The organism is Flavobacterium marginilacus, from assembly GCF_026870155.1.
In the GTDB taxonomy this organism is placed as follows: domain Bacteria; phylum Bacteroidota; class Bacteroidia; order Flavobacteriales; family Flavobacteriaceae; genus Flavobacterium; species Flavobacterium marginilacus.
Genome location: NZ_CP113975.1, coordinates 4,818,291 through 4,841,491 on the forward strand (window position 1 = coordinate 4,818,291; position 23,201 = coordinate 4,841,491).

At 34.8% G+C, this 23,201-nt stretch carries 16 protein-coding genes; 3 read left to right on the plus strand and 13 right to left on the minus strand.

Annotated features, from left to right (window positions below; translation table 11 throughout):
- Positions 1-48 precede the first annotated feature (48 nt).
- From OZP07_RS20120 to OZP07_RS20170, 11 genes are all read right to left on the minus strand, one after another.
- Positions 49-2,868, minus strand: a complete 2,820-nt coding sequence (locus tag OZP07_RS20120) for a M16 family metallopeptidase (protein WP_281636499.1) — start codon at positions 2,866-2,868, stop codon at positions 49-51.
- Between the two features lie 10 nt (positions 2,869-2,878).
- The gene (locus OZP07_RS20125) at positions 2,879-4,261 is read right to left on the minus strand and encodes a TlpA family protein disulfide reductase (RefSeq protein WP_281636500.1); all 1,383 of its coding nucleotides are present in this window, start codon (positions 4,259-4,261) and stop codon (positions 2,879-2,881) included.
- Positions 4,262-4,283: 22 nt separating this feature from the next.
- On the minus strand, positions 4,284-5,762 hold the full coding sequence (locus tag OZP07_RS20130) for a retropepsin-like aspartic protease (RefSeq protein WP_281636501.1): 1,479 nt from the start codon (positions 5,760-5,762) through the stop codon (positions 4,284-4,286).
- Positions 5,759-6,640 carry a thioredoxin family protein gene (locus OZP07_RS20135; protein WP_281636502.1) on the minus strand — a complete coding sequence of 294 codons (882 nt, stop codon included), beginning with the start codon at positions 6,638-6,640 and terminating at the stop codon, positions 5,759-5,761. Before OZP07_RS20135 ends, OZP07_RS20130 begins: the two co-directional genes overlap by 4 nt.
- A 74-nt stretch (positions 6,641-6,714) precedes the next feature.
- Positions 6,715-8,205, minus strand: coding sequence for a PKD-like family lipoprotein (locus OZP07_RS20140; RefSeq protein ID WP_281636503.1), 1,491 nt, complete (start codon positions 8,203-8,205; stop codon positions 6,715-6,717).
- 35 nt (positions 8,206-8,240) lie between these two features.
- On the minus strand, positions 8,241-9,008 hold the full coding sequence (locus OZP07_RS20145) for a DUF4843 domain-containing protein (protein WP_281636504.1): 768 nt from the start codon (positions 9,006-9,008) through the stop codon (positions 8,241-8,243).
- 16 nt (positions 9,009-9,024) lie between these two features.
- On the minus strand, positions 9,025-10,470 hold the full coding sequence (locus OZP07_RS20150) for a RagB/SusD family nutrient uptake outer membrane protein (protein ID WP_281636505.1): 1,446 nt from the start codon (positions 10,468-10,470) through the stop codon (positions 9,025-9,027).
- A gap of 5 nt (positions 10,471-10,475) precedes the next feature.
- Positions 10,476-13,799, minus strand: a complete 3,324-nt coding sequence (locus OZP07_RS20155; RefSeq protein WP_281636506.1) for a SusC/RagA family TonB-linked outer membrane protein — start codon at positions 13,797-13,799, stop codon at positions 10,476-10,478.
- Positions 13,800-13,970: 171 nt separating this feature from the next.
- Positions 13,971-15,119 (minus strand): FecR family protein, encoded by a 1,149-nt coding sequence (locus OZP07_RS20160; RefSeq protein WP_281636507.1) that lies wholly within the window; start codon positions 15,117-15,119, stop codon positions 13,971-13,973.
- 169 nt (positions 15,120-15,288) lie between these two features.
- The gene (locus tag OZP07_RS20165) at positions 15,289-15,879 is read right to left on the minus strand and encodes an RNA polymerase sigma factor (RefSeq protein ID WP_194641481.1); all 591 of its coding nucleotides are present in this window, start codon (positions 15,877-15,879) and stop codon (positions 15,289-15,291) included.
- 652 nt (positions 15,880-16,531) lie between these two features.
- Positions 16,532-18,802, minus strand: coding sequence for a cation:proton antiporter (locus OZP07_RS20170; protein ID WP_281636508.1), 2,271 nt, complete (start codon positions 18,800-18,802; stop codon positions 16,532-16,534).
- Positions 18,803-19,149: 347 nt separating this feature from the next.
- Here OZP07_RS20170 and OZP07_RS20175 point away from each other — a divergent pair, with 347 nt between their 5' ends.
- The 3 genes from OZP07_RS20175 (at position 19,150) to OZP07_RS20185 (ending at position 21,560) form a co-directional block, all read left to right on the plus strand.
- Complete coding sequence (locus OZP07_RS20175) at positions 19,150-19,692, plus strand: hypothetical protein (protein WP_281636509.1); 543 nt, start codon at positions 19,150-19,152, stop codon at positions 19,690-19,692.
- 214 nt (positions 19,693-19,906) lie between these two features.
- A complete protein-coding gene (locus OZP07_RS20180; RefSeq protein ID WP_281636510.1) occupies positions 19,907-20,500 on the plus strand; it encodes a LemA family protein in 594 nt (197 codons plus the stop codon).
- Positions 20,501-20,504: 4 nt separating this feature from the next.
- Positions 20,505-21,560: a DUF3137 domain-containing protein gene (locus OZP07_RS20185; protein WP_281636511.1), complete on the plus strand. Its 1,056-nt coding sequence runs from the start codon at positions 20,505-20,507 to the stop codon at positions 21,558-21,560.
- 26 nt (positions 21,561-21,586) lie between these two features.
- On the opposite strand, the gene OZP07_RS20190 is transcribed toward OZP07_RS20185, so the two are convergent.
- On the minus strand, positions 21,587-22,306 hold the full coding sequence (locus OZP07_RS20190) for a LytR/AlgR family response regulator transcription factor (RefSeq protein ID WP_281636512.1): 720 nt from the start codon (positions 22,304-22,306) through the stop codon (positions 21,587-21,589).
- The gene (locus tag OZP07_RS20195; protein ID WP_281636513.1) at positions 22,275-23,039 is read right to left on the minus strand and encodes a sensor histidine kinase; all 765 of its coding nucleotides are present in this window, start codon (positions 23,037-23,039) and stop codon (positions 22,275-22,277) included. Before OZP07_RS20195 ends, OZP07_RS20190 begins: the two co-directional genes overlap by 32 nt.
- Between the last annotated feature and the right edge of the window lie 162 nt (positions 23,040-23,201).

Genomic DNA, 23,201 nt, shown 5'->3' on the forward strand with positions numbered 1-23,201 from the left:
GTACTAATTCAAAATAATTAATGATAGGGAAAACAATAAATATGCTTCTTACAACAACGGTTTAAAAACCACTTCATAAGATTTAGCTTTTTTCAAAAAGGAATTTGCAAAATCCTGAATGTCTTTATCAGACATTGATTTTACAATGTCCAGATAATTTTTTGGATCATCCATATTGTAATCATTATGAAAATAATTATAGATTAAATCCATGCTGAAAGCATTAAAATCTTTACTGTCAGCTCTTGCTTTTATATAATTCGTTCTGGTTTTTTCTAAATCTTCACTCAGAATATTTCCCTTTTTTATTTTTTCGATTTCCTGATATACAATTGGCAATAATTGCTCTACTTTATTCGCATCGCAATCAAATGAAACCGAAAGCGAGGCATTCGGTTTTGGCAGTTTTCCTAAGCCCGCACTCACTTGAGCACCATAGGTTCCGCCCTCTTTTTCGCGCAGACTTTCGGTGTATCTCAAAGTTAGAATATCGCCTAAAAAGGAAGCTGTAATTCTATTTTTTTGAGAATATGTATAATCCTCAAGGAATTTAATTCTAACAGAACTCTTTGGTGTTTCCATTTTTATAAAAACATCTTTATCGATTTTATTAGAAACCCAGTCAACCGTATTGTCTTTGAATTTTTCACTGCGTTTGATGCCCGAAATACTGGCAATATATTTTTCCAATAATGGTTTCAGAACCTCTGGAGTTACATCTCCTACAATGTAAAATTCAAAATTAGCAACATCGGCAAAACGATCAAAATACACCGATTTCATTTTATCAAAAGACAAATCATCTACAAACTTCTGATCGATCAAGCGAATTTTTGGATTGTTTTTTCCGTAAATGGAAAGTGTCAAACTATCTCCCATTCTAGAACGTATATCTTTTTCTTTATTCTTTAAGGAATTTTGCATTCTTTGTTTCAACAGAGCAAACATATCTGCATCAAATCTTGGTTTAGCAAAACGCAAATGAACTAATTGCATCATGGTTTCAATATCTTTTACATTGGCTGAACCTGAAACAGTTTCAGTAAAATTGTCAATTTCGACAGAAGCTCCTGCAATTTTCCCTTTCAGTACTTTTTCTAAATCGGTGTTTGAAAGTGACCCCAAACCTGACATCATAGCCAAGCTTGTCGCACGGCTTACCGAAGGCATATCTTTTGGATCATAAAGAGAAATTCCGCCAAAACTTTCTGCTTTTAATTTTACATCTTTTTTATTTTTGTCGGCAAATCTATAATGCACTTTTACACCATTGCTTAATACATAAGTAGTAGCATCAATTGAAGCTGTTTTTTGTTCCGAAACAATTTTACCAGCTTTTAAGACTACATCGCCCATAAGAGATTTACCAACAAACGAATCTACATAAGGCTGTAACGTACTGTCATTCTCTGCTTTGTTTATAATATCAAAAGCCAGTTCCTGATTCAGATTATTTTCGTTTTCAACTCCTGTTACTGCTACTACTCGATTTTTTGCCGTGTACAGCTGATTGATTTGCTCCTGAAGAATTTTAGTATCTAAATTGCTCAGAATGACTTTTACCATTTCAAATTCAGCTTTTGGATCACCAATGATTTCATGTTTCAAATAATCATTTTTAACCATACCAATTACGCTTTTATGCGAGATCTCATTTTGTTTTTCAAGATAATTTTCATAGCCTGAAATATTTTCGGCTACAGCTCTTTCAATTTCTCCTTTCGAAAAACCAAATTTAGAAACTCGTATCCATTCGTTCATCACAGCTGTAAAAGCAATAGCCTGCATATTAGGTTTTGGCGAAATACTGACATAAAAAATATCATTGAGACGCGAATAATTTTGATAACCGATTTGTGCAGATTTAAACGGGCATTCTTGTTTTTGCGCCATTTCGTCCAAGCGATTATTTAGAATCGAAAATGCAATGCTTCGCTGAGTAGATTTTTCTAAATCAGCATACGTCGTTTCTGATTTTTCGGCTGTATGGCGAATCATATAGGTAATTCCTGAATTGGATATTTCTTTATCCAAAGCCAACTTAAAAACAGACGTTTCATTTTCGGGAATAGCGATTTCAAAACGCTTTTTAGGATTTTGAGGTGCTGGAATATCAGCAAAAAGCTTTTTAATTTTTTCTTCAATTTCAACTGCATTAATATCACCTACAATAGCAATAGCCTGCAAATCTGGGCGGTACCAATCTTTGTAAAAATCTTTTAAAACCTGATAATCAAAATTCTTAACAATGTTCATGTCACCAATTGGCGCTCGTTGCGCATACAGACAGTTGTTATAATAGGCAGGCGATAATTGATTGTAAATGCGCTGTCCTGCATCTTGTCTTGTACGCCATTCTTCGGTAATAACACCGCGTTCGGCATCGATTTCTTCATTTGTCAAAGACAAAAAATTAGACCAGTCGTGCAGAACCAGTAAACAAGTATCGACTACACTGCCATCTTTGGACGGAATGTTATCTAAGTTGTAAACGGTTTCATCTGTACTGGTATAAGCATTGATATTTTTTCCGAAAATAGCTCCCTGTTTTTGAAGCGTATTCAAAATGCCTTTTCCTTCAAAATGCTTGGTCCCGTTAAAAGCCATGTGCTCCAGAAAATGCGCCAGTCCTTTCTGCTGATCATTTTCCAGAATTGAACCTACATTCTGAATGATATAATAACTGGCTGTATTTTTATTTACAGCAGTTGGATAAATATAATATGTCATGCCGTTGGGCAGAACACCTTTGGTAACTTTCTGATTGACCGCGATTGGGTCACTTGCTTTGAAATTTTGTGCATTTGAAAAGAAAACATTTCCAACTGCGAATAAAAAAGCAAAACCTGATTTATGTTTTTTAAGCATTTTTTTCTATTTATGACTTTAACAATTTGTCCAGCTGCGCTCTCAATTCAGGATTTGAAGGACGCAGAGCATCAGCATTAATGATATTCCCTTTCATATCAAACAATAAGAATCTCGGAATTGCATTTACATCATAGTTTTTGGCTACATCAGAACTGAAATCTTTATCAGCCATTAACTGAATGCCTTTTAATTGCTCTTTTGTAACGAAATCTTTCCATTTTTGAGCGTCTTTTGGTTTATCAAGCGATAGACTTACGAACACAATATTTTTTCCGTGGTAATCTTCTTCGATTCTCTTCATATGAGGAATTTCGGCTTTGCAGGGTCCGCACCAAGTTGCCCATAAATCGATGTAAACAAATTTTCCTTTAAAATCTGAGAATGAAACTGGTTTGTCATTAATATCTTTATACGTAAAGTCTAATCCTTTCTGACCTACATTTTTATGCAATACTTTTTCATAATCCAATATAAATGCTTTACTGGCATCAGAAATTAAATAAGGTTTAATAGCGGGAGCCACTTTTTCGTATTCTTCTATTTTCATTCTTGATGTTGCAACGGCATCACGAAGATACACATCAATTAAGGCTGGTTCAGTGATATGCGTGATGGCTTCGGCTAAATCTAAACGTCTAGGGGCCGACGCTCCGTTCATGCTCACATAGAAGTAATAATTTGACATTAACGAAACTCCGTTGGCCAGTTTTAAAAGGTCAGGGTTCGTAAATTTTTTGTCTACTTGCCATTGTTTAATTATTGCAGGACGGTCATCTTTATCTGGAAATACAGTTCTGGGCATTCTAAAAAAAGTATAAGTCAATTCTTCAACATCGGTTTCTACAGCCAATTTCAAAAGCTTATTAAATGCTGCATTACTTGTATTAATGCCTTTAGTAAAAGTCTCTGCTTTTGCCACCCCGCCGCCAAGCCAAGGATAAAATTCTACATACGTTTCATTACCTCCTAGTCTCGCAAAAGGTGCAAATTCATTGTAAATTTCGTTTGCTTTCTGAACCAGAGCATTCTGACCGATATTATTACCACCTAAAACATAACTGTCTTTACTGATTGAAAGCGTAATGTCTAATTTTGGTTCCAAATACAGACGGATCAATTGATTTCTGCTTTTAAACTGTCCATAATCAACATAATAAAATCCAGATGCTGCAACTGGTATCATAAAACCAAATTCTCCCTGAGAATTTATTTTGGCAGTCGCAGTAACCGCTGGTTTTCCTTCTTCAGCATTATAAAGCGTTACTTCTTTTATCTTAGATTCGGGAATCGTAATTATTCCTTTAATCACTGCATATTCAGAAAGATTTGCAGCAAAACTCATTTGAACCGTAGTAAAGGCCAAAATGAAATACAAAATGTGTTTTTTCATGTTTTTATTTTTTTTTTTGTTGTTAAATTGAAATCCGCATGGACTGATTGTCCTGTTCTATAATGAAATCTTTACTTTCTTTAGACTCTTTCAGTTTTTTAAGATTTTCCGGTTTGAGTAAATCTTTAGCTTCAAAATCATTGATCTGAGTCACTTTGGCGCCTGTTTTTACTTTCTTCAAATCTTCGTTCTGCTGGTCTATAATCCGCTTTACGATAAGATTTTGGTTTTCGTCAAAATCCAGATCAAGTCCGCCAAAATAGAAAGATGATGCTTTTTTGAAATTTTTATTGGGTTCTAAATAGACTGTTTTGTGCAGAAGATCAATCGTAAAATTGAAGCGCTTTATCAAATCAATTCCTAACGAGCCATCTGCAAAATTTGCCCAATTTTTATTGCTTTCCTGATACTCCTGCAAGGCGATTGTAACATCTTTGAAATTATTGCCATTGATTGCCACATTTGGAATACTACCGCCTAAAATTCCAGTCTGCAGTCCTAAACTATGATTAGTAGACGTATACTCGGTTTTTAAACTTGCTTCCAGATTATTTTTATGATTAAAAGGTCCAAAAGCAATCAAATCATAACTGGCACCGGTATCGAAAGTAAAATTACCTTCGACTGTTTTTTTATCTGCAAAAGTCAAACTCAATTTTACAATTGGCAAACCTGTTTTATAGTCAAAAAGAAGCGGTTTTGCTTTTCCGTCATACTTGTAATTTCCAAAATTATAGAGATCTATTGTTTTGGTATCAAAATTTACTTTTGTGATGTAATTGCGTAACAAATTGGCTCCAAACAAACCATCATAAACACCGCTTTTTGGAAAAATAACCAACCCTTGATTTTTTAAAACCTGATCGCCAATATAAATGGTATTATCTGCCGAATACTGTACCTGCTGGCTTCCACCGACAACAGATGCCGATTTCTTTTTGGTAACTACAACTCCGGCTTTGTAAGCGCTGTCAGGATTCAAAGCCATTCCATCTGCACCGGTATCAAAAAGCATTAAAAACTCACGGTCTGATTTATTTAATTTTATTTTAATGGCGATTCCGTTTTCGATAATTTCAAACGGAATACTGGCTGCTTTTTTCACTTCGGCATTTCGGTCTACTTTGTATAATGCATCAAAAAAAGTCACGTATAGAATTTTATTTTCTCTATTGAAAACAATCTGTGACGGCTTTTTTTCTTTTCCATTAAAACAAAAATCTGCCTGAGTGAAAATTTCATTTTTAATTACTGCAGATTTACCAATCTGAATAGAATCCAAAACTGGAAAAGCATTGAAAATTCCGTTCAGATAAAATTCATTTGAAGACGAATCCCCAGCTCCAACAGTAAATTCTGGCGCTAAAAGATTTTTTATACTGCTGTAATCTTTCTTTTGAAAAGATTCTTCAAAAGCTTTGATTACCTGCACAGTACTTTTTTTCTGTCCATTGATTGAACCGATAAAAAACAGCAGTGCCAAAATCATTATTTTTTTCATCGTACTACTTTTTCTGCTGTGTTTGGATTTTTTGCAACGACTTTTTCTACACCAAAATCTTTCAATAAAATACCTTCGTATTTTGTCCATTCTTCTGGTGTGTACAATTGTTTTACTTCCGTGAAATATTCTTTGAAACCAGCTAAATCATTTGTTTTTTCAAACTCTTTTTTCTTGCGCTGCAAAATGGTAAATACATGATTGGTAACGCTTGATCTTCCATAATCCTGAGCGAACTTCTTACTTGATAAAAGAAAAAAATCATCATACTGTCTGCCTGCTCTTAAACCGGTAACAATTACAAAAGAAACTTCATCAGATGCATCTTTAGATTTTAAATAAGTGTCGATAACATCAAAAGGCACATTTCTCTTGCCTGCCATATATGCCTGCACATAAAAATCCGGATACTCTTTTTCGTTAATCTGAGGGCTGTATTTTTTAAAGATTCCTTTTTTGGCTAAGTTTTTAGCATTTTGAAGCAAAGCTGTAAACTGCTCAACGTTTTGAAAACCCGAAGCCATATCAATCACTCTGCCATCAGGATTTATAAATAAAAAAGTTGGAAAACCGGTAACGCCGTATTTCATGCATAATTTTTTCCCGATTTCTTCTTTCAGTATATCCGATTTGAAAGTAACAAAATCAGCACTCAAAACAGCTGCTGCTTTCGGATCTGGGAATACCTCTCTATCCATTTGACCACAGGGAGCACAACCCGTGAAATACAGATCAACAAAAATTAATTTATGCTCCAAAACTGCCTGTTTCTTAACTAATTCCCAGTTTTCATCTGTGGCTTTTGTCTGTGCCGTTAAGGCAATAGAAGTCCAGGCAAGCAGCAAAAATGCACTTGCAACTTTAAAAATGAATTTCATAAAATGTGATTTTTTATAAGCCGAATAAATGTTTGTTACTCATTCGGCTTTTTTAATTATCTAAAGATTTTTGATTATCGGGAACGATAAGAGACATCGACAATTTTACAAAGGCCAGTGTAGGCATTATCCAAAATTAAATCTCCATTTACCGGCGGTACTGTATACACTTCCAGCTTTCCGGTAGTACTGTAACTTCCCACCACTAGTTTTGTATTGAAAGGTTTTGTTGCTCTTTTACTAAAACCGATATAGGTAACTTCTTCACTTCCTTTATTCAGCATTAATTTTGCAGACTGTGTTCCATTATCATACTCGTATACTTTATTACCTACTGTATAGAATAAATATCCTGAATCTGGGCTTACTGCAAATTTTGTCGCTTTATCAAAATCGGGAGCGTTCAGAATTTCTTTATAATAGCTTTGTACCAAAGTGGTGCTAAAACGAAGCAGATAGAATTTACCTGTTGAAATGTTCTTTAATACTGCAAAACTTTCATCCAGATTATATCCGGAAGTTGTCATGTAAACCAGATCACAATTTGTATTGTTCCAATCTAAAACCGTTGCAGAACCAACAAGCGGAGGCATTGCAGAACAGCTTCCTTTTGAATATACATAACGAACGAAACGGTGCAGATCCCTATCAAAAAAAACAGGTGTGCCCACTGTAGCTCCTTCTGCGATAAAAGGCGCCGCACGAAAAGTCTTGGTTTCTACATCAACCTTATTCTGCGGTAAACCATATCTGATCTGCATCGTCCTATTGAAGTAATAAATATCGCCGTCTTTATAAAGAAAGTTCTCTCCTCCAACAGGAGATTTCATAAAATCTACTGCAAAATTCGTTGGAAAAGCGCCTCCCACAGTTTCATAAGCTATATTCTGTGACTGGCTCCACGCAAAAGAATCGGGTTCAAGCCTGGCAGTTCCCGATTCAGATGCAGTCACATAAATACCATAAATAACAGCTCCTGTTAAAGGTGTGCTAAAGCATTCTACATCTACTGCTTTTCCGCTCAATTTCAATGCTGACCCCGAAACATCCAAAACATCATTTATAACACGAGCCTGAGCAACTCCCGGAATGGTAGAAACCATATCTAAGCGTGCCTTCCCATCAACATCGCCAACTATCATCCAACCTTGATAAATAGAGGACACTACATTTAATGTGATTACGGGCTGCTGCCAGTTAACTCCAGTTACTTTATCTTTGATAAAATAATAAAGACTGTACTTTGCCGGCGGTAATTTTAAAATATCATCGTAATTTTTTGTTGTGGCAATAGTAGTTCTCGCTTCTATAGCCAATTTCAAAGGATTTACAGCAACCCATTTATACTCATAACGATCCGGATTTGTACCATCGTCCAAAGTAGGATTTATGCTAGGGACTATCTTAAATTTATCTCCCGTGTAAGCTGTATATTCTTTTTCAATTCCAGTGACTTCCAGCTCATTTATATCTTCGTAATTATAATTACCTTCATCGCTCACACATCCATAGACTAGAAAAAGAAGCATCATTAACGGCGCTTGTATTTTTATATTTTTGAACATCGTTTTATATTTTTTAAATTATAAATAATGATTTTTTAAGGAAAGAACATTTCATTGCCATTATCTTCATAAATGGTATTTCCGGAAGCTTTTTGATCGGCTAAATAACGTCTCATAAAGTTTTGATAATACTGAACATCCGGAATTGTTAAACCAATACTACCTTGTGGCAGATTAAACATTTCGGGCTGTAAATCCATTAAATCACACATGAGAAATAATTTTTTTGCGCTAAAAACACCATAATTTGCAGTACTCCAGGATACTGGAGCTGACAATTTATCATTAAATGACAATTTAAAACGAACAAAACTTATGGTTTTTCCTGTCAGAACATTAGTCACCCGAGATTTCATTTTGGTGGTGAAAAAATCATTGTCTTCCAGATTCAGTACTAATGTTAAATCCTTCGTTTTCATATCTGAAGTTCTTAGGACTTTCACAAGAATAGTGTCTATTTCTTTGCCGGCACGCAGTACGATATTTTCCGGAAGTGTAAAATGAGTTCCTAAAACAGCCGTACTTGACGGATCAACAGTTAGATTTACTTTTCTGTCAACATTACTTACTTTTCCCTGAACCCGTATTGCAAGAGGAAAAATCCTCTCTTTAATTGCAGCGTTGTCAAAACCAAAACTAAATCCGGTGCTGTCTATAACCGGCCCGCTGCTGTACAAAGGAAATATGGAACGTGAAAAATAAATGTTATCGGTGTCTTCGTAGGCTTTTATTTCTTCCTGAGTACAGGATGTCAATCCTAAAAAGGAAAAAAAGACGATGCTTAAAATCAATATTTTATTCATGTTTTCTCTTTTAAAATTATTGAAAATTAATTTCAGAATCAGGCATTGGCACCACATATTGAAGCGCTCCCATCGTTACATTTCCAGATGCTGCAGAACCGTTAGGAATTGTAGCTGAACCTATTCTTTTGTAATAAAAAAACAGCTGTCCTTCACCTATAAATTCTTTCCTGTACTCTTTTGTAATTTCTGTTGCCAAAACTGCAGTAACTGCTAAATTTGCCAGACCTCTGTTAAAACGAAGAGTATTTAAAAAAGCAATACCATCTGCTGGAACTGCTGCTGTTTCGGCTGCTATAAGATACATTTCTGATACTTTAAACATTGGGATCTGCAGACGGAAAGTCATTGTTTTTGTGGCAACATCCTCATACTTGTAAAAAGTTTTCTGTGTTTTCCCTCCCACTACCGGGATTTTCCATGTAGGTAAACTCCTGTAATCATTATCATTAGATTCGAAAACAGCATTTATTCGGGTTAATAAAGGAGAATAAATATCAAATTCAGATAAAGACGAATCAAACAGTGCTTTTTGTTTGGCATATAAATTAAAGTCGCTAAGAGCAAAGAAATTTTCGGACGAAAAAGTACGGTCCGGATTTGCTGAATTGGTCGCGTCTAAAAACGGTGTCCAAGGGAAAAATGTATTCGATTTTGTAAAGTTTATCAATTCATTGGCCACAGTAAATGCTCCCGTTTTATCTCCTGAATATAAAAGAACACGCGCTTTCAAAGCTTTTACAGCCAAATAATTCATTCGCTGTCCTCTCTTTGTAGCATAATAAGGATTACCGTCATAGGCTGTTGAAGTCCCTGTTCTTCCTATCGTAAAAACAGGATCATTAGCCAATAAATTTAAAGACGCATCCAAATCGGCAAGTATTTTTGCCATTACTTCTTTGGCTGGTAAAATTGGATTGTTTGTAGTTACAAATTTATCGTAATACGGTATTCCCGGATCATTTGGCGATGTTTTGTAAATTGGCCCAAACATTCTAAGCATGTCAAAATGCAGCATGGCACGGATAGCAATAGCTTCCCCTTTTAATAAATCTGCTTTTTCTGCAGACACGACATTTTTGTGTTCATCTATGCTTTCTAAGAATTTATTAGCTGATAAAATAGTCGTAAACGCTTTTTCCCAAATATTTGAAATGGTTGCTTTTGGAATTTTTTCGGTGTATGCGTAAGTTGCCATTGTACTTTTGTTATGAGAACCTGACATATTATATTGCTGTCCAAAAATCTCTACAGCATCCATTGTAAGCTGTTGTCCGTACAAACTGTTGGATGCCAACTGAAGATAAAGTCCGTTATGGGCGTTTTGAATTCCGGCTTCGGTATTATAAATCTGGTCTTCTAAAATTTTATCTTGAGGCACAACATCCAAAAAATCATCACAGCTAATGGCTGTAACCGATACAAGAAAAAGAAATGTTATTTTATATAAGTACTTTTTCATAATAATTAAAATGATAAGTTTAAACTAAATGAATAGATTCTGGAAAAAGGATAATCGATTCCGCGTTCTGCTTTTATAGTAGATATTCTAAAGAATTCGTTTGCCAAAGCATTAAACCCTAATGCTGTTAATCCGTTTCTTTTCAGCCATGCTTTCTCGGTTATTCTGTATCCTACACGGATAGATTCTCCGGAAACATAATCATCTTTCTGAATAAAACGTGATGATATTGGTGTATTGTTTGTTAAACCAATTGCTTTAAATTCTGCCAATTGTCCTGGTGTTGTCCAGCGGTCAGTAAAGGCTCTGACATCCTGATTATCAAAAATATTATCTCTCGAAATGTTCTCTACTTTATTGTACAATGCTGAATTAAATCTGTCTGCGCCAAAACTATAACGTACAAACAGCCCAAAACTAAACCCTTTATAAGTTACGTTTGTCGAAACTACTCCTGTTGCAGTTTCTCTGGAATTCCCCATTACAACTTCATCTTTTTTATCTAAAACAAAAGTTGTCTGTCCATTTTTCTTAAGAAAAACTTCTCTTCCGGTTGCAGGATCAATTCCCAAAGAAGGTACGGCCCATAAATCATTATTACTGGCTCCGTCATAATATCTCACTAAACTTGCTGTCTTTTGTGCGGCATCATTTAAAGAAGCCAAAGCATTATTGAAACCTCCCAATTCATTACTTCCTGAAGATGACATTAATCCAATCCCCCAGATAAAATTCTTAGAAAGGTCATAAATGAAGTTGTAATTTATTTTAAGCTCAAGTCCTTCTGTGGTTAAATGTCCCACGTTTAAAGGATAAGCATTTACACCTGTAGAAGCGGCAAGATCTATAGAAACAATTTGAGGCGAAGTAGTACGGCGGTAAACCCCGAAAGTTGCAGTCAGCCTGTTTCTAAACATTGCTAAATCTAATCCTGCTGATATATCTTTTGTTTTTTGAGCTTCCAGATTTGGATTTGCAATTTGAGAAATGTCTAATCCGGCACCAAAAATGTTGGTGTTCGCATCATAGGCATAAACATCATAAGATGCATAACCTACTAAATTCTGGTTTCCAGTCTGACCGATATTTGCCCGCAGTTTTAAGGTGTTAACGATATTTTCGTTCATGTTAAACTCATTGTGCAGATTCCATCCAATACCTGCACCCCAGTAAGGCGAGTATTTTTTATTTGTTCCAAAATTTGTCGCTCCGGAAATCGTTTGGGTAAAATCGAACAAAAATCTTCGATCATAGGCATAGTTAAGCTGATTCGTCAGATCGACACTTCTGACTAAGTTATTGTAAGTGCTGGGCTTGCCGTTTGGTTCATATCCAAAAGCAAATGAAGGATTTCCAGGTACTCCGATCGGAAACCCTCTTAACTTTGATAAATACGAATTATTTTTACCTTCCTGTGCAGATAATCTAATAGTATAATTGAAAGAGTGGACACTGCTGAAGACATTAGAATAAGTTCCTCCAATATTAGCATTCCATTTATTAGTTATAGCGTCTTTTCTGGTATATGTTCCTTTTTCTGCAGTAATATTATTGATAAAACGAGTATCATCCGGTGATACAAATACGGTTTCCACATTGCTGTTTCTAGAAACAGACAATGCTCCGGTTGTTTTTATATGTTCGTTCACATCATAATTTAAAGCGAAGTTATTTGTAAAATTAAAATCATTTCCTTTATCATAACTTGGCAGAAAAACATTGTAAAGCGGGTTTGCCGGATGATTTACAATTACAGCCTGATTGGCAGGTGTTGGCAGTGATGTTCCATCCAGATAACGGGTTACAACACCATTTTCATTAACCTTTGGATAATACGGACTCGCTTTTGCCCAGGTTTCGAAAGAACCATACGGTGATTCCTGATTGTTTCCTCCTGAAACAAAAAAGTTATTATTAAGGGTTAATTTATTTTTTCGGTATGTTAATGTTGTATTGTATCCCCAAGTATTATGTTCAGATCCCTTCATTGTTCCGGTTAATGATTTGTAATTTCCGGCGATATTGAATCTAAATTCTTCTGATCCTCCTCCAAAAGACAAACTATGCCCGGAGGTAATTCCCATCTGTATTGGTTCATTCAGCCAATAGGTGTTTACACCTCGGCGTACAGCGGCCAAACGGCGGTTGTATTCCTGATCCCATGTATACGGCGTAGTCTCCGCTGAACCATTGGTAATAATATAAGCGCCTGAAAGTCTTTCGAATTCTAATTTCTGTTCAGCATTCATTAAATGATAAACACTTAAATCTGCTATCTCATAAGAAGAGTTATATACATACGAAAACTGTAACTGCCCCGGCAGAGGTTTATTGGTTTCAATAACTACAACCCCATTGGCAGAACGGGATCCGTATAAAGCGGTCGAAGCGGCATCTTTCAATAAAGTAATGCTGGCAATTCTGTTAATATCTAAATCGACCACCTGCTGTAATGTTGTTGGAAATCCGTCTAGGATAAATAAAGGCTGGTTTGGATCTTCTTTAAACTGGTCATTTACCTGATTTACAGATAAACTCGTCTGCCCTCTCACCTCAATAACCGGCAGCGCATTAGGATTTGAACCGGCTATATTATTATCCAGTACAATAAATGAAGGATCCAGCGTTTTTAAAGCCTGAATCGCATTTTGAGTCGAAACCTGTCTTAATTCCTCTCCTTTAAAAGTAGACACCGCACCTGTAATTAATTCCTTTTTCCTTACCGTTACACCGGTATTCACCACCACACTAACAAGTTCTTTTGTTTCTGCCTTTAAAATGACATTAATCAAATTTCTTTTATTAACTGAAATAGTTTGTGAACGGTATCCAATATATGTAAAAAGAATCTCTCCGTCCTCAGGAGCTGTGATTACATATTTTCCGTCAAAACCAGTCTGTACTGCCGCATTTGTACCTTTGACTTTTATATTTACTCCTGGCAGGGGTTCATTAGCACTATTTGTCACTTTTCCTGAAATTTCAATAACTTTTGACTGCAGTACCACAACTTTTTCTGCTGGTCTTTGTTTTACTAAAATTGTATTGCCATTAGTAAAACTGAAGTTAAAATCTTTACCTGGAAAACTAGCCTCCAGTAAATCATTTACTCTGATTTTTCCTTTTTTAAGATGTACTTTAGGCAGTTTTTTGAATAAATCTTCCTGATAAATAAAAGTGTAGTTAGTCTGTTGTTTGATAAGATCGAAAACTTCATCGACAGTTACCGTTTTATCAGCTGTAATTACAATTTTTGTGTTTTGTGAAAATACATTTATGGGAGAAAAACCAAAAATTGTAGTACAAAACAAGAAGATAAAAACTCTCATAATGTTAATAATTAGCCGCTTTCTAAAATAGAAATAGACACTGGTTAATTTAAATTTCATAAATTTACATGTTAATTGGTTGATTGGTTTAAAACTGATTAATTGATTAATACACAGAAAGGGATGAAGTGAGGTACGGTGAGAGGTCTAAACTTTAATCCCTTTTCTTTTTTATTTTATTATAATCTTATTGTCTTTTTTTTCATAGGCGTTAATAAAGTTAATGTTCTTGATTGTAGTTAGTATATCTTCGAGATTCTGATTTTTATTTAATACCCCGTTAAACTTCACATTCCCAAGTGCCGGATCAGCAAACACTATATCAGTATCATACCAGCGGGACAGGACTCTTGCAATATCTTTCAGCGGCATTCCTTTAAAAACAAACAAACCTTTCCTCCATGAAATTTCATTGTAAACATCAACTTCGGCAACAGCTATGCTTCCGTTGGAGCTGCTTATTCTGGATTGCTCATCTGGTGCCAGAATTGCTTTACTGCCTGAATTACTTACTGCAACTTTTCCTTTTACCAGTGTGGTATAAATTGTAGTTTCATCTTTATAAGCTTTGATATTGAATTCAGTGCCAATAACCTCAACATTCTGTTCCTGAGTTTTGACTTTAAATTTTGAACCTTTATGTTTTGTACTTGGCGACACTTCAAAATAAGCTTCTCCATACAGCAGTTCCACTTGTCTGGTTTCGCCGTCAGTAAAAGCAACCGGATATTTTAATTGTGATTCTGAATTCAGCCAGACTTTTGTACTGTCAGCCAGTTGGACAAAAAACTGCCCTCCTCTCGGAATCGTTAAAAAGTTATTAGCAATTGCAGCAGTTTTGCCGTCTTTTGAATTGTAAATTAATTTCTCGCCATTACTAGAAACATTTCCTTTGCTGTAAGCTTTTCCTTTTTCCAATTCAATTACAGATCCGTCTTCTAAAGTCAGTGTTGCTTTATCGGTTCCGATCAAAATATTTTTATTGGCAGCAACCGGAATTGTATCTTTTGTCTTGTTTCCTCGGTTAAATAATAACGAAATGGAAATAAGCATCGCAACTGATGCTGCGGCCACTACTTTGAAACTTTTTCTAGTGTAAAACGGTTTCAACGGAATTACTTTAGTTTCCTCCGATTTTATCGCATCCTGAATCCGCTGCAGCATTTTATTTTGAATCTCTTCTTTTGACCCCAAGCTTTCGTCCCATTCATCAGAAGTCTGAAAACTTTCATAAAAACGCAGTAACTTTTTACTCTCCTCCCGATTAGTATCACCAGAAATATATCTGTTTAATAACGTTAAGAATTCTTCTTTTTCCATTTTTTTTAATATTAATGCGGGAGTATATTAAGTAAGTATCCAAAAAGACATTTACCCCCTAGTCCAAATTGTGTTTTTTTTGATTTTTTTACTCTTTTTAAGAAAAGTCTTGATATAAATAAGAAAAATCAGCATTTTTAACTTATTATCGGCAATCATTTTTACTTCCCTAAAGATTTTTAGAAAGCCATAAAATCATTGCAACGCTCAATGTATTTCCCATTGATGCTCTAATGGTCTGTAGCGCTTTTCCAATATGATTTTCAACTGTTTTTGCAGAAATGTTTAGGCGTTCTGCAATTTCTTTATGAGATAACTGCTCTTCCCTGCTTAATTTATAAACCAGCTGGCATTTTTCAGGAAGGGCTTCAATGATTAGATTAATCTGCTGCACTAATTCCTCGTGCATCATTTCAGTTTCAGGCGTAGTATGCTGAAAACGTTTTTCTAAATCATCAAAAATTTCGACATGCACCTTATCTTTATTTTTCTTTAAATAACTAAAAACCTGATAACGCGCACAGGCATACATATAGCCTTTTAAAGAAATATGAATATCTAATTTTTCACGATTGTGCCAGATATTCATGAAAATATCCTGAATAATATCTTCGCACAGCTCTTTGTCTTTAATCACATTATAAGAAGACGTGAATAACAATTGCCAGAATTTATTGTAGAGTTCTGTTAAAGCCGACTCATCTCCATTACGCAGACGATCTATTAAAAGAGTATCGGAATTTAAACCAGGGGTTGACAATTGTTTTGTTTTAGAAAATTAGATTCCGGGCAAACATAATAAAATAATTCAACAAATTTAATTTGGTAGCATCCAAGAACTTTAGTTAAATTTTTATTCTGATTCTTTAAACTCTACCAGAATTATAGAGTTTTTAATTTAATATAAATTTAAAGTCCAAAAAATTTAAATTCGTTAATTCTTTCATACTATAAAAGCGGAATTCTTAAAACCGTTCCAATGACAGAATTTAAAACAAATTTTTGCTTTTATTTTAGAAATAAATTGCCTGTAGTTAATTTCTTTAAATTAAAAAAAGAGGAGAATTTGCGATTCTTTACCATCTAACAGCAGATGTAAGATTTAAAATCCGTTTAAACTCCAGCAATAAAAAAACAGCTAAAAACTCCATTGAGACTTATCAAAAATACAATGTTCCTCCTGCAAAGAAATATTGCTATTATGATGCTCAGCAGTTCATTCAATCCTGCCGGCAAATCCAAAGCGGACACCATCCAAGAAATCTCATGTTTTAGACAAAAAACCATGAGTAAAGAAGCGTTACTTGATATTATTACAAAAATTTTCCCGCCGATCTGTGTGCATACTGTTCTCAAAAAATTTACTGTAAAACCGCAGAATCCATAAACAGGTCTCTGCGGTCCTTCTACTCTTAAGGTTTAATAATAAGCACCGAAGGCGTATTATTAAGCCAGGTACTGTGGGAATCAATTAGTTTTTTCCAGCTTTCCAAGCTGATAATCATTAAATCCTGCAGCTCCAGAAACTCTTTTTTGATCATTCTTTCCTGCATCATCATAATATGGTTAGGAGCGATTTGTTCTATCGAACGGACAGCTTCCTGAATCTCTCTGTCTTTTCTGGCTTCTCCCATAGAATCCGAAACCGTAATTTGGGAGCCGTTATTGTGTATCAACTTTTGGGCAAATTCCATCAGGAAACCATCTTCGGCAGAGAAAATTGGTATAAAAACCCTGTTGATTTCTTCCAACTCTTTATCAACAAGGATTCCAACCGGCATTTTGCTGTTGGCAATAATCTGTCTTGTTCTTTCATCAAAAGGAGAATTTTCGAACAGCCCTTCTTTTCCGGTAATTTTATCAATAAAACGATCCGGATTGATAATGCGTGTTGTAAACCCAAGCACTTTCCCCAATAATGTCCCTTCAAAAATAGATTGTCCCAAACCAACTAACAGTAAATCATAATCGCCGTGATTAGCCGTTTCAGTTATATCAGAATCAATATCATTGGACACTTTAAAATGAGTGACTATTTTTTGGTTCAGATTTTCGGATTCGGAAATAACGGGCATAAAAACTTCCCTTTCATGCTCTTTCACATCAAAAGAATGCAGTTCCGAACTCAATGTCAAATGCATGGCAGTTACAATCGTATTGCCGCCTTGTTTCTTAACGAAGCTGTTGGCAACTTTTAGCAGCAGTTTTCCTTTATCTGCTGTCGCAAAAGAAATAAGAATTTTGTATTTGCTTTTACTGCTGATTTCTTCCGGAATAGCTGTCGGTTTATCTTTAAAAACAAAGTTTATTAAATCCAAAGCCGGCCCAGTCATAAATGTAGTGACCAAAGCCATAATCACCATCATTGTAAAAATTTCGGTAGACAAAACACCCAAATCATATCCAATATTCAGTACGACCAGTTCCATCAGTCCGCGCGTATTCATTAAGGTACCAATAGACAGACTGTCTTTCCAGCTGTGTCCCACAAACTTTGCGGCAAAAGCACTCCCGAAAAATTTACCAGCAACGGCAACAAGAATAATAACACCCGTTATTTTCCACAAATGCGGATCATCAATCAACCCTATCTGCGTTCTCAAACCAGTAAAAACAAAAAATAAAGGAAGCAGAACAACAACCGAAACGTCTTCTATTTTTTCGATAAAAATAGATCGGAACTTATTGTTTTCCGGCATGATAGCTCCTGCAAGAAACGCTCCAAACAAGGCGTGAATCCCAATCAGTTCAGAAACATAAGAGGAAAGCAGTAAAGTCAAAAAGAAAATCGCAACAATCGGCTTGCTTAAACTTTCTCGCGTCGATCTCAAATCACCTACTTTTTTTAAGAATGGGCGAACGACTTTCAGCATCAGCAATACATAAAAAACCGCCAAAACTATAACATACAGCGAACTGGTAAACGAACCCGCTTTTACAATCGCAATAACTGCAGCCAAAATACACCAAGCAGTTATGTCATCAGCAGCGGCGCAGGTAATTACGATGGCGCCCAACTTTGTCTTATGTATCCCGCGCTCACGGACAATTCCTGCCAAAACAGGAAAAGCTGTAATGCTCATAGCGATTCCTAAGAATAATCCAAAAGAAAGAAACTCCACTCCCTCAGGAGCAAATGAATGATAAATATAATATGCCAAGCCCAAACCTAGCGCAAACGGAACAATAATACTGGCATGACTAATTACTACGGCATCATGCGCTTTGTTTTTTAGCACTTTCAAATCGAGTTCCATTCCTATTACAAACATGAAAAGAATCAATCCGATCTGGCTCAAAAACTGAAGATTTCCTAATGAATCCTTTGGAAACAGCATGGCTGAGAATTCCGGAAAATACATCCCGATCAAAGACGGGCCCAATACAATACCGGCAATCATTTCACCAATTACTGTTGGCTGTCCAATTTTTCGGCAGACCCAGCCAAAGAAACGAGCCACCAGAATAATCGTTACAATCTGTGCCAAAAGTATTGCCAGCGGATGGTGCAGATTCTGCGACATTGACGCCAAAAAATCATTCCAATGTCCATTTTCTTGATGATTAGACACAATATTTCGCCCAGTTTCCAGCATTTTTCCTTTTAGGATAATCCAATAGATCAATCCAGAAAATCCGCCAATCATTATCAGATAAAAAAAAGATTTCGTTATATTTTTCATATATCTTGATTAAGGTAATTTAATTCAAGTGCAAATATGTAAACAGATTTTGAAAGCCTAAAACGAATTGCAGTCTAATTTTGGCGGGATGTAACAAGAGGGAAAAACTTTGTAATAAGTTAACCCAAGAAGCATATTCATCTACATATAAAATGTACCATATAGATTTACAGACTAATAAAAACAATGTTTTTTCAAAGTTAATGAAACTACGAAAAAACATTTAGCAGACAAAAATTCTGTGATGATTTGTAAATATTTATCTATACATTAGTCAAATAAACACCAGCGGTTTTTATAACACAAAATACAGCCGAAACTGGGTGGTTTGAAGTTTTTTAAATATTATGGATGATAGATTACAATATAGGTTGTCAAAAGATGAGAAAAGCGAAATAGCTCAAAATCTGATTGATATTTTGCAGAAAGATGCAAATATTACTGAACCAACCAGAAGATTTATTAGCAATTGGATTCTTACAGACTTCAAAGATAAAAGAAAAGCTTTTTTTGATGTATGGGATATCGTATTAAAAAATTATTTACCTACAAAAAGACCAATTTTATTCCGGTCATGTAAAAGGATTAGCAAAGAGAATAAAATAGCGAGTTTTACCGGACGATTAGAATGTGCAAGAAGATTTGGAAACGGCAGATCTTATTTAATAATTTGTGATACGAAAGAAGAACTCGAATTTGAAGATAAATTCTATAAGATTGGTAACTATAAGCATACATTTTATCCCCTTGTTGATGTTTTAGTGAAAGCGAGAGATTCTGGCGGATGTGGATTCTCTGAAATGATTATGAATTATATAGGTGAAGACGAATACATTATGAGAATTAACTTAGGAAACATGAACAGGTTACGGTGGATGAAAAATGACTGAAGAAGAAAGAAAACACCTAGCCTCTAATTTTGAACACGCAAATAACTGCCCATAACAGCTACAACGAATTAACGCAATTGGCGTAATGAAAGTTGTCTTTGGGATCTTTTGGTAAATTCAAATAATTGATTTAATTTAATCCCAAACCATTGTATAATCAAAACATTGCTGTGCACAAAACTTCAAAATATTAAGAAAACAAAATACAAAAATCATGAACAAAACCACTGCCTTTATTACTCTTATAATCCTAACCATAATCACATTACCAATATTTTTTATAACCATTCCAGTCTTTATATCTATTTACAATGGATTAGTAAGGAAGAAAAATCAGGTTGAATACTCATTCAGCGGTGTTGATGTTGAATTACAAAAAAGAGGCGAACTCATACCAAATTTAGTTGAAAGCGTAAAAAAATACATGTCATTTGAACAAAACACCCTCAAAGAAATTGTAGAATTAAGAAGCAGGATAACTCAAATAAAACCTGGTTCTGCAGAAAGATTTAGTTTAGAAAACGATTTAACAGAACAATTAAAACAGCTTATGGTAACTGTTGAAAATTATCCTGATCTAAAATCTAATGAAAACATGCTGCATTTGCAAAGAAGCCTAAATGAAGCTGAAGAACAGATAAGCGCAGCTAGAAGAGCATATAATGCATCTGTTAAAATCCTGAATGACTCCATACAAACATTTCCTTCAACCCTTTTCGCCAGCATTTATGACTTTACAATAAGACCTTATTTTATAGCTGAGCAAAATTCTAAATCAGTTCCAAATTTAAAAGGACTATTTAATTAAGATTATGGATAAAGAATTAATTGCTTTTTTAAATGAACAAGCACAATTTCTGGAAAGATCAAGAATTAAAGCTGTTAAACTCAATAGAATTTACAGTATAGTAAAACCTTTAAGAAAGTTATTGAAGGGAATTCTGATAGTCTCTGCAGTCTTAAACTGTATAATTCCCATACTGCTTCCTGTAACAATTACTATTGGAATTATGTACCTGTTAACTTTGGCAATGAATGATCCAAAAATAGTTTTTGAATCAAATCTAAAAGACAATTTTTTGCCGGCAGTCTTCGAAAAAACAAAACCTAATTTGAGTTATTCTTCATACGGCTATAATAATAAAATCCTGCAGGAAAGTGAAATTCTGAACCAAGGATTCTTTTCTGATACCATTGAAATTGAAGGTGAAGATTATACAAAAGGCAAAATAGAAGATATAGATGTAGAATTTTTTGAAATCAAATTTCATAAAGAAGTAACGAATTACAGCAAGACTGCCGGAGGCTGTTTACTTTCGCTTATTCTGATACCTATAGAAATTTTTAAAAATATTTTTGACAATGACAATGAGCATGATGAAGTTTTTGCGGGTGTAATCAAAGATATTAATATGTTTTATTCCGGCTTTTTCATGTATGCAGATTTCAACAAAGACTTTAGAGGAAAAATTCTGATGATCCCTAAAGAAAATGAAAATCTGAAAGACAAAGTCCATGAACTATTTGCCTCAAAATCATTAACCAAAATAGATGTTGAGAATCAAAACATAAATGACAATTACAGCATATATGCATCAGATATCCAGACGGGATATTATGTATTATCACAAAACTTAATTGACAGAATAAATATTTTATCGATAAGGGAAAAAGCATTGCCTATTATTTCGTTTATCGAAGGAAAAATTTACTTTTTAATTCCATGGAAAAAAAACCTTTTCAAAGCTGATATATTTACCAAAATTGAAAATGAAAATTACTTTTTGAATTATATCGAAGAAATCAATTCCTTTGAAGAAATTATCAAAAACTTAAATATCGACAGAAGAATTTGGAGCAAAGTGTAAGACAAAAAAACTGCTCAGCCGCCGAATTAAATTTTCACTTTCGCCAAAAAATCATTTCTATACGTTTCACTCAAAACCAGCACAATTGGTTTTCCGTTTTTTTCATGAATAGAAAGCGTAATTTCATTATGATTGAAAAACTGTACTGCTGATAATGCAATGATTTCTTTTTTGTTCACACGACAAAAATCAGTTTTAGGGAGCTGGTTTAATAAGGAATCAAAATTGATGTTTTTAAGCAGTAAAACGCTTCCGTCTGTAAGATTGACTTCTTTATCTCTACTGTCCAGCGATGCGGATTTTATGTAATGAATCTGATCAAAATACAATAACGACTTGCCTTTATCGGTATTCAGGCTAATAAATTTTTTGGAAACATCCGGCTTTTGAAACCGCTCGAGGGCTTTGGCGATCGCTTTTTCCAAACGTTCCTTGGTAACTGGTTTTGTGATATAGTCAACTGCGTTGATATCAAAAGCTTCGGCAGCGTAATTTTTGTAAGCGGTCGTAAAAATCACCAATTTATCCTGAAGCAAATTAGCCAGCGTCAAACCATCAATTCCTGGCATTTCGATATCCGAAATACACAGATCAAAATCGAGTTTGGGAACTTCTTCCAATAATTTTTGGGGATCGTTGAATGCCTTTATAATTTCCAGTTCCGGAATCTGCTCGCAGAGCATTTTCAGATAAGTAAGACCTGGAAGTTCGTCGTCAAGCAGTAAACATTTGATTTTTGTATTCAAGCAGATTGATTTTTAAATGCGCAATATAAATGTCGTTTTCGACAAATTTATCCAATTTGAACTGATTTTTGTAGATAATTTTCAGACGTTGTTCCAAGGTTGTTGCTCCTATTCCGCTTCGTTCTTTTATCAAGGCTTTTTTTTCCGAAATTTTATTGGAAACCGTCAGGCTGAAACAATTGTCCTTGAACTCAAATAAAATAGAAATAAAAGCATCAGCACTCTGCAGATCGGCATGTTTAAAAGCATTTTCAATTAAATCAATTGAAATTAAAGGTGCCAAAAGATTTTGCTCATAAAGCTTTTCGGTTTCGTCAATCTTGGTTTTTACTTTCAGCTCAAAAAGCGGACTTACCTTAATTTTGTTGATTTCAATCAGATTTAAGGCAAACTGAATTTCCTCTTTTGGGGAAACAAACTTTTTTTGGCTTTCATATAAAATATAATCCAAAACATTCGCCAGTTTATCCAAAGCAAAATACGTCTGATAAGCATGCGACTGAATCGAGTTGAGAATATTCTTAAAAAGATGCGGGTTGAGCCGTGACTCCAGCGTTTCCAGCTGCAGATTATTAACTTTCATTTCCAGCAGACCAAACTGCTCTTCAACACTTTTTTTAGCTTTCGCGGAAGCGGTCAATCTATAAATAAGATAACAAAGAACCACAGTGAATACCAGAATAATTACCAGTAGTATATATATGAGAGTGTTGTTTTCTTGTGCGTTATCCATTTGATTTGAAATATTTAAAAAGATTTTCTATCAGCTGTTGTTATCATTTCTCAAAAATCAGGTACTACATTTTGTTCTGGTACTACAGCGGTTTTGGGATTAAAATAAGTCCATTCTTCGGATTTGCCACCCGAGCGATAGCGAACAGGCGAAGCAAATCAA

Coding starts and splice junctions, on each gene's coding strand:
- OZP07_RS20120 (WP_281636499.1), bottom strand. CDS start 2,868: ATGCTTAAAAAACATAAATCAGGTTTTGCTTTTTTATTCGCAGTTGGA.
- OZP07_RS20175 (WP_281636509.1), top strand. CDS start 19,150: ATGGATGATAGATTACAATATAGGTTGTCAAAAGATGAGAAAAGCGAA.
- OZP07_RS20155 (WP_281636506.1), bottom strand. CDS start 13,799: ATGAGAGTTTTTATCTTCTTGTTTTGTACTACAATTTTTGGTTTTTCT.
- OZP07_RS20130 (WP_281636501.1), bottom strand. CDS start 5,762: ATGAAAAAAATAATGATTTTGGCACTGCTGTTTTTTATCGGTTCAATC.
- OZP07_RS20125 (WP_281636500.1), bottom strand. CDS start 4,261: ATGAAAAAACACATTTTGTATTTCATTTTGGCCTTTACTACGGTTCAA.
- OZP07_RS20170 (WP_281636508.1), bottom strand. CDS start 18,802: ATGAAAAATATAACGAAATCTTTTTTTTATCTGATAATGATTGGCGGA.
- OZP07_RS20140 (WP_281636503.1), bottom strand. CDS start 8,205: ATGTTCAAAAATATAAAAATACAAGCGCCGTTAATGATGCTTCTTTTT.
- OZP07_RS20195 (WP_281636513.1), bottom strand. CDS start 23,039: ATGGATAACGCACAAGAAAACAACACTCTCATATATATACTACTGGTA.
- OZP07_RS20150 (WP_281636505.1), bottom strand. CDS start 10,470: ATGAAAAAGTACTTATATAAAATAACATTTCTTTTTCTTGTATCGGTT.
- OZP07_RS20180 (WP_281636510.1), top strand. CDS start 19,907: ATGAACAAAACCACTGCCTTTATTACTCTTATAATCCTAACCATAATC.
- OZP07_RS20145 (WP_281636504.1), bottom strand. CDS start 9,008: ATGAATAAAATATTGATTTTAAGCATCGTCTTTTTTTCCTTTTTAGGA.
- OZP07_RS20135 (WP_281636502.1), bottom strand. CDS start 6,640: ATGAAATTCATTTTTAAAGTTGCAAGTGCATTTTTGCTGCTTGCCTGG.
- OZP07_RS20185 (WP_281636511.1), top strand. CDS start 20,505: ATGGATAAAGAATTAATTGCTTTTTTAAATGAACAAGCACAATTTCTG.
- OZP07_RS20160 (WP_281636507.1), bottom strand. CDS start 15,119: ATGGAAAAAGAAGAATTCTTAACGTTATTAAACAGATATATTTCTGGT.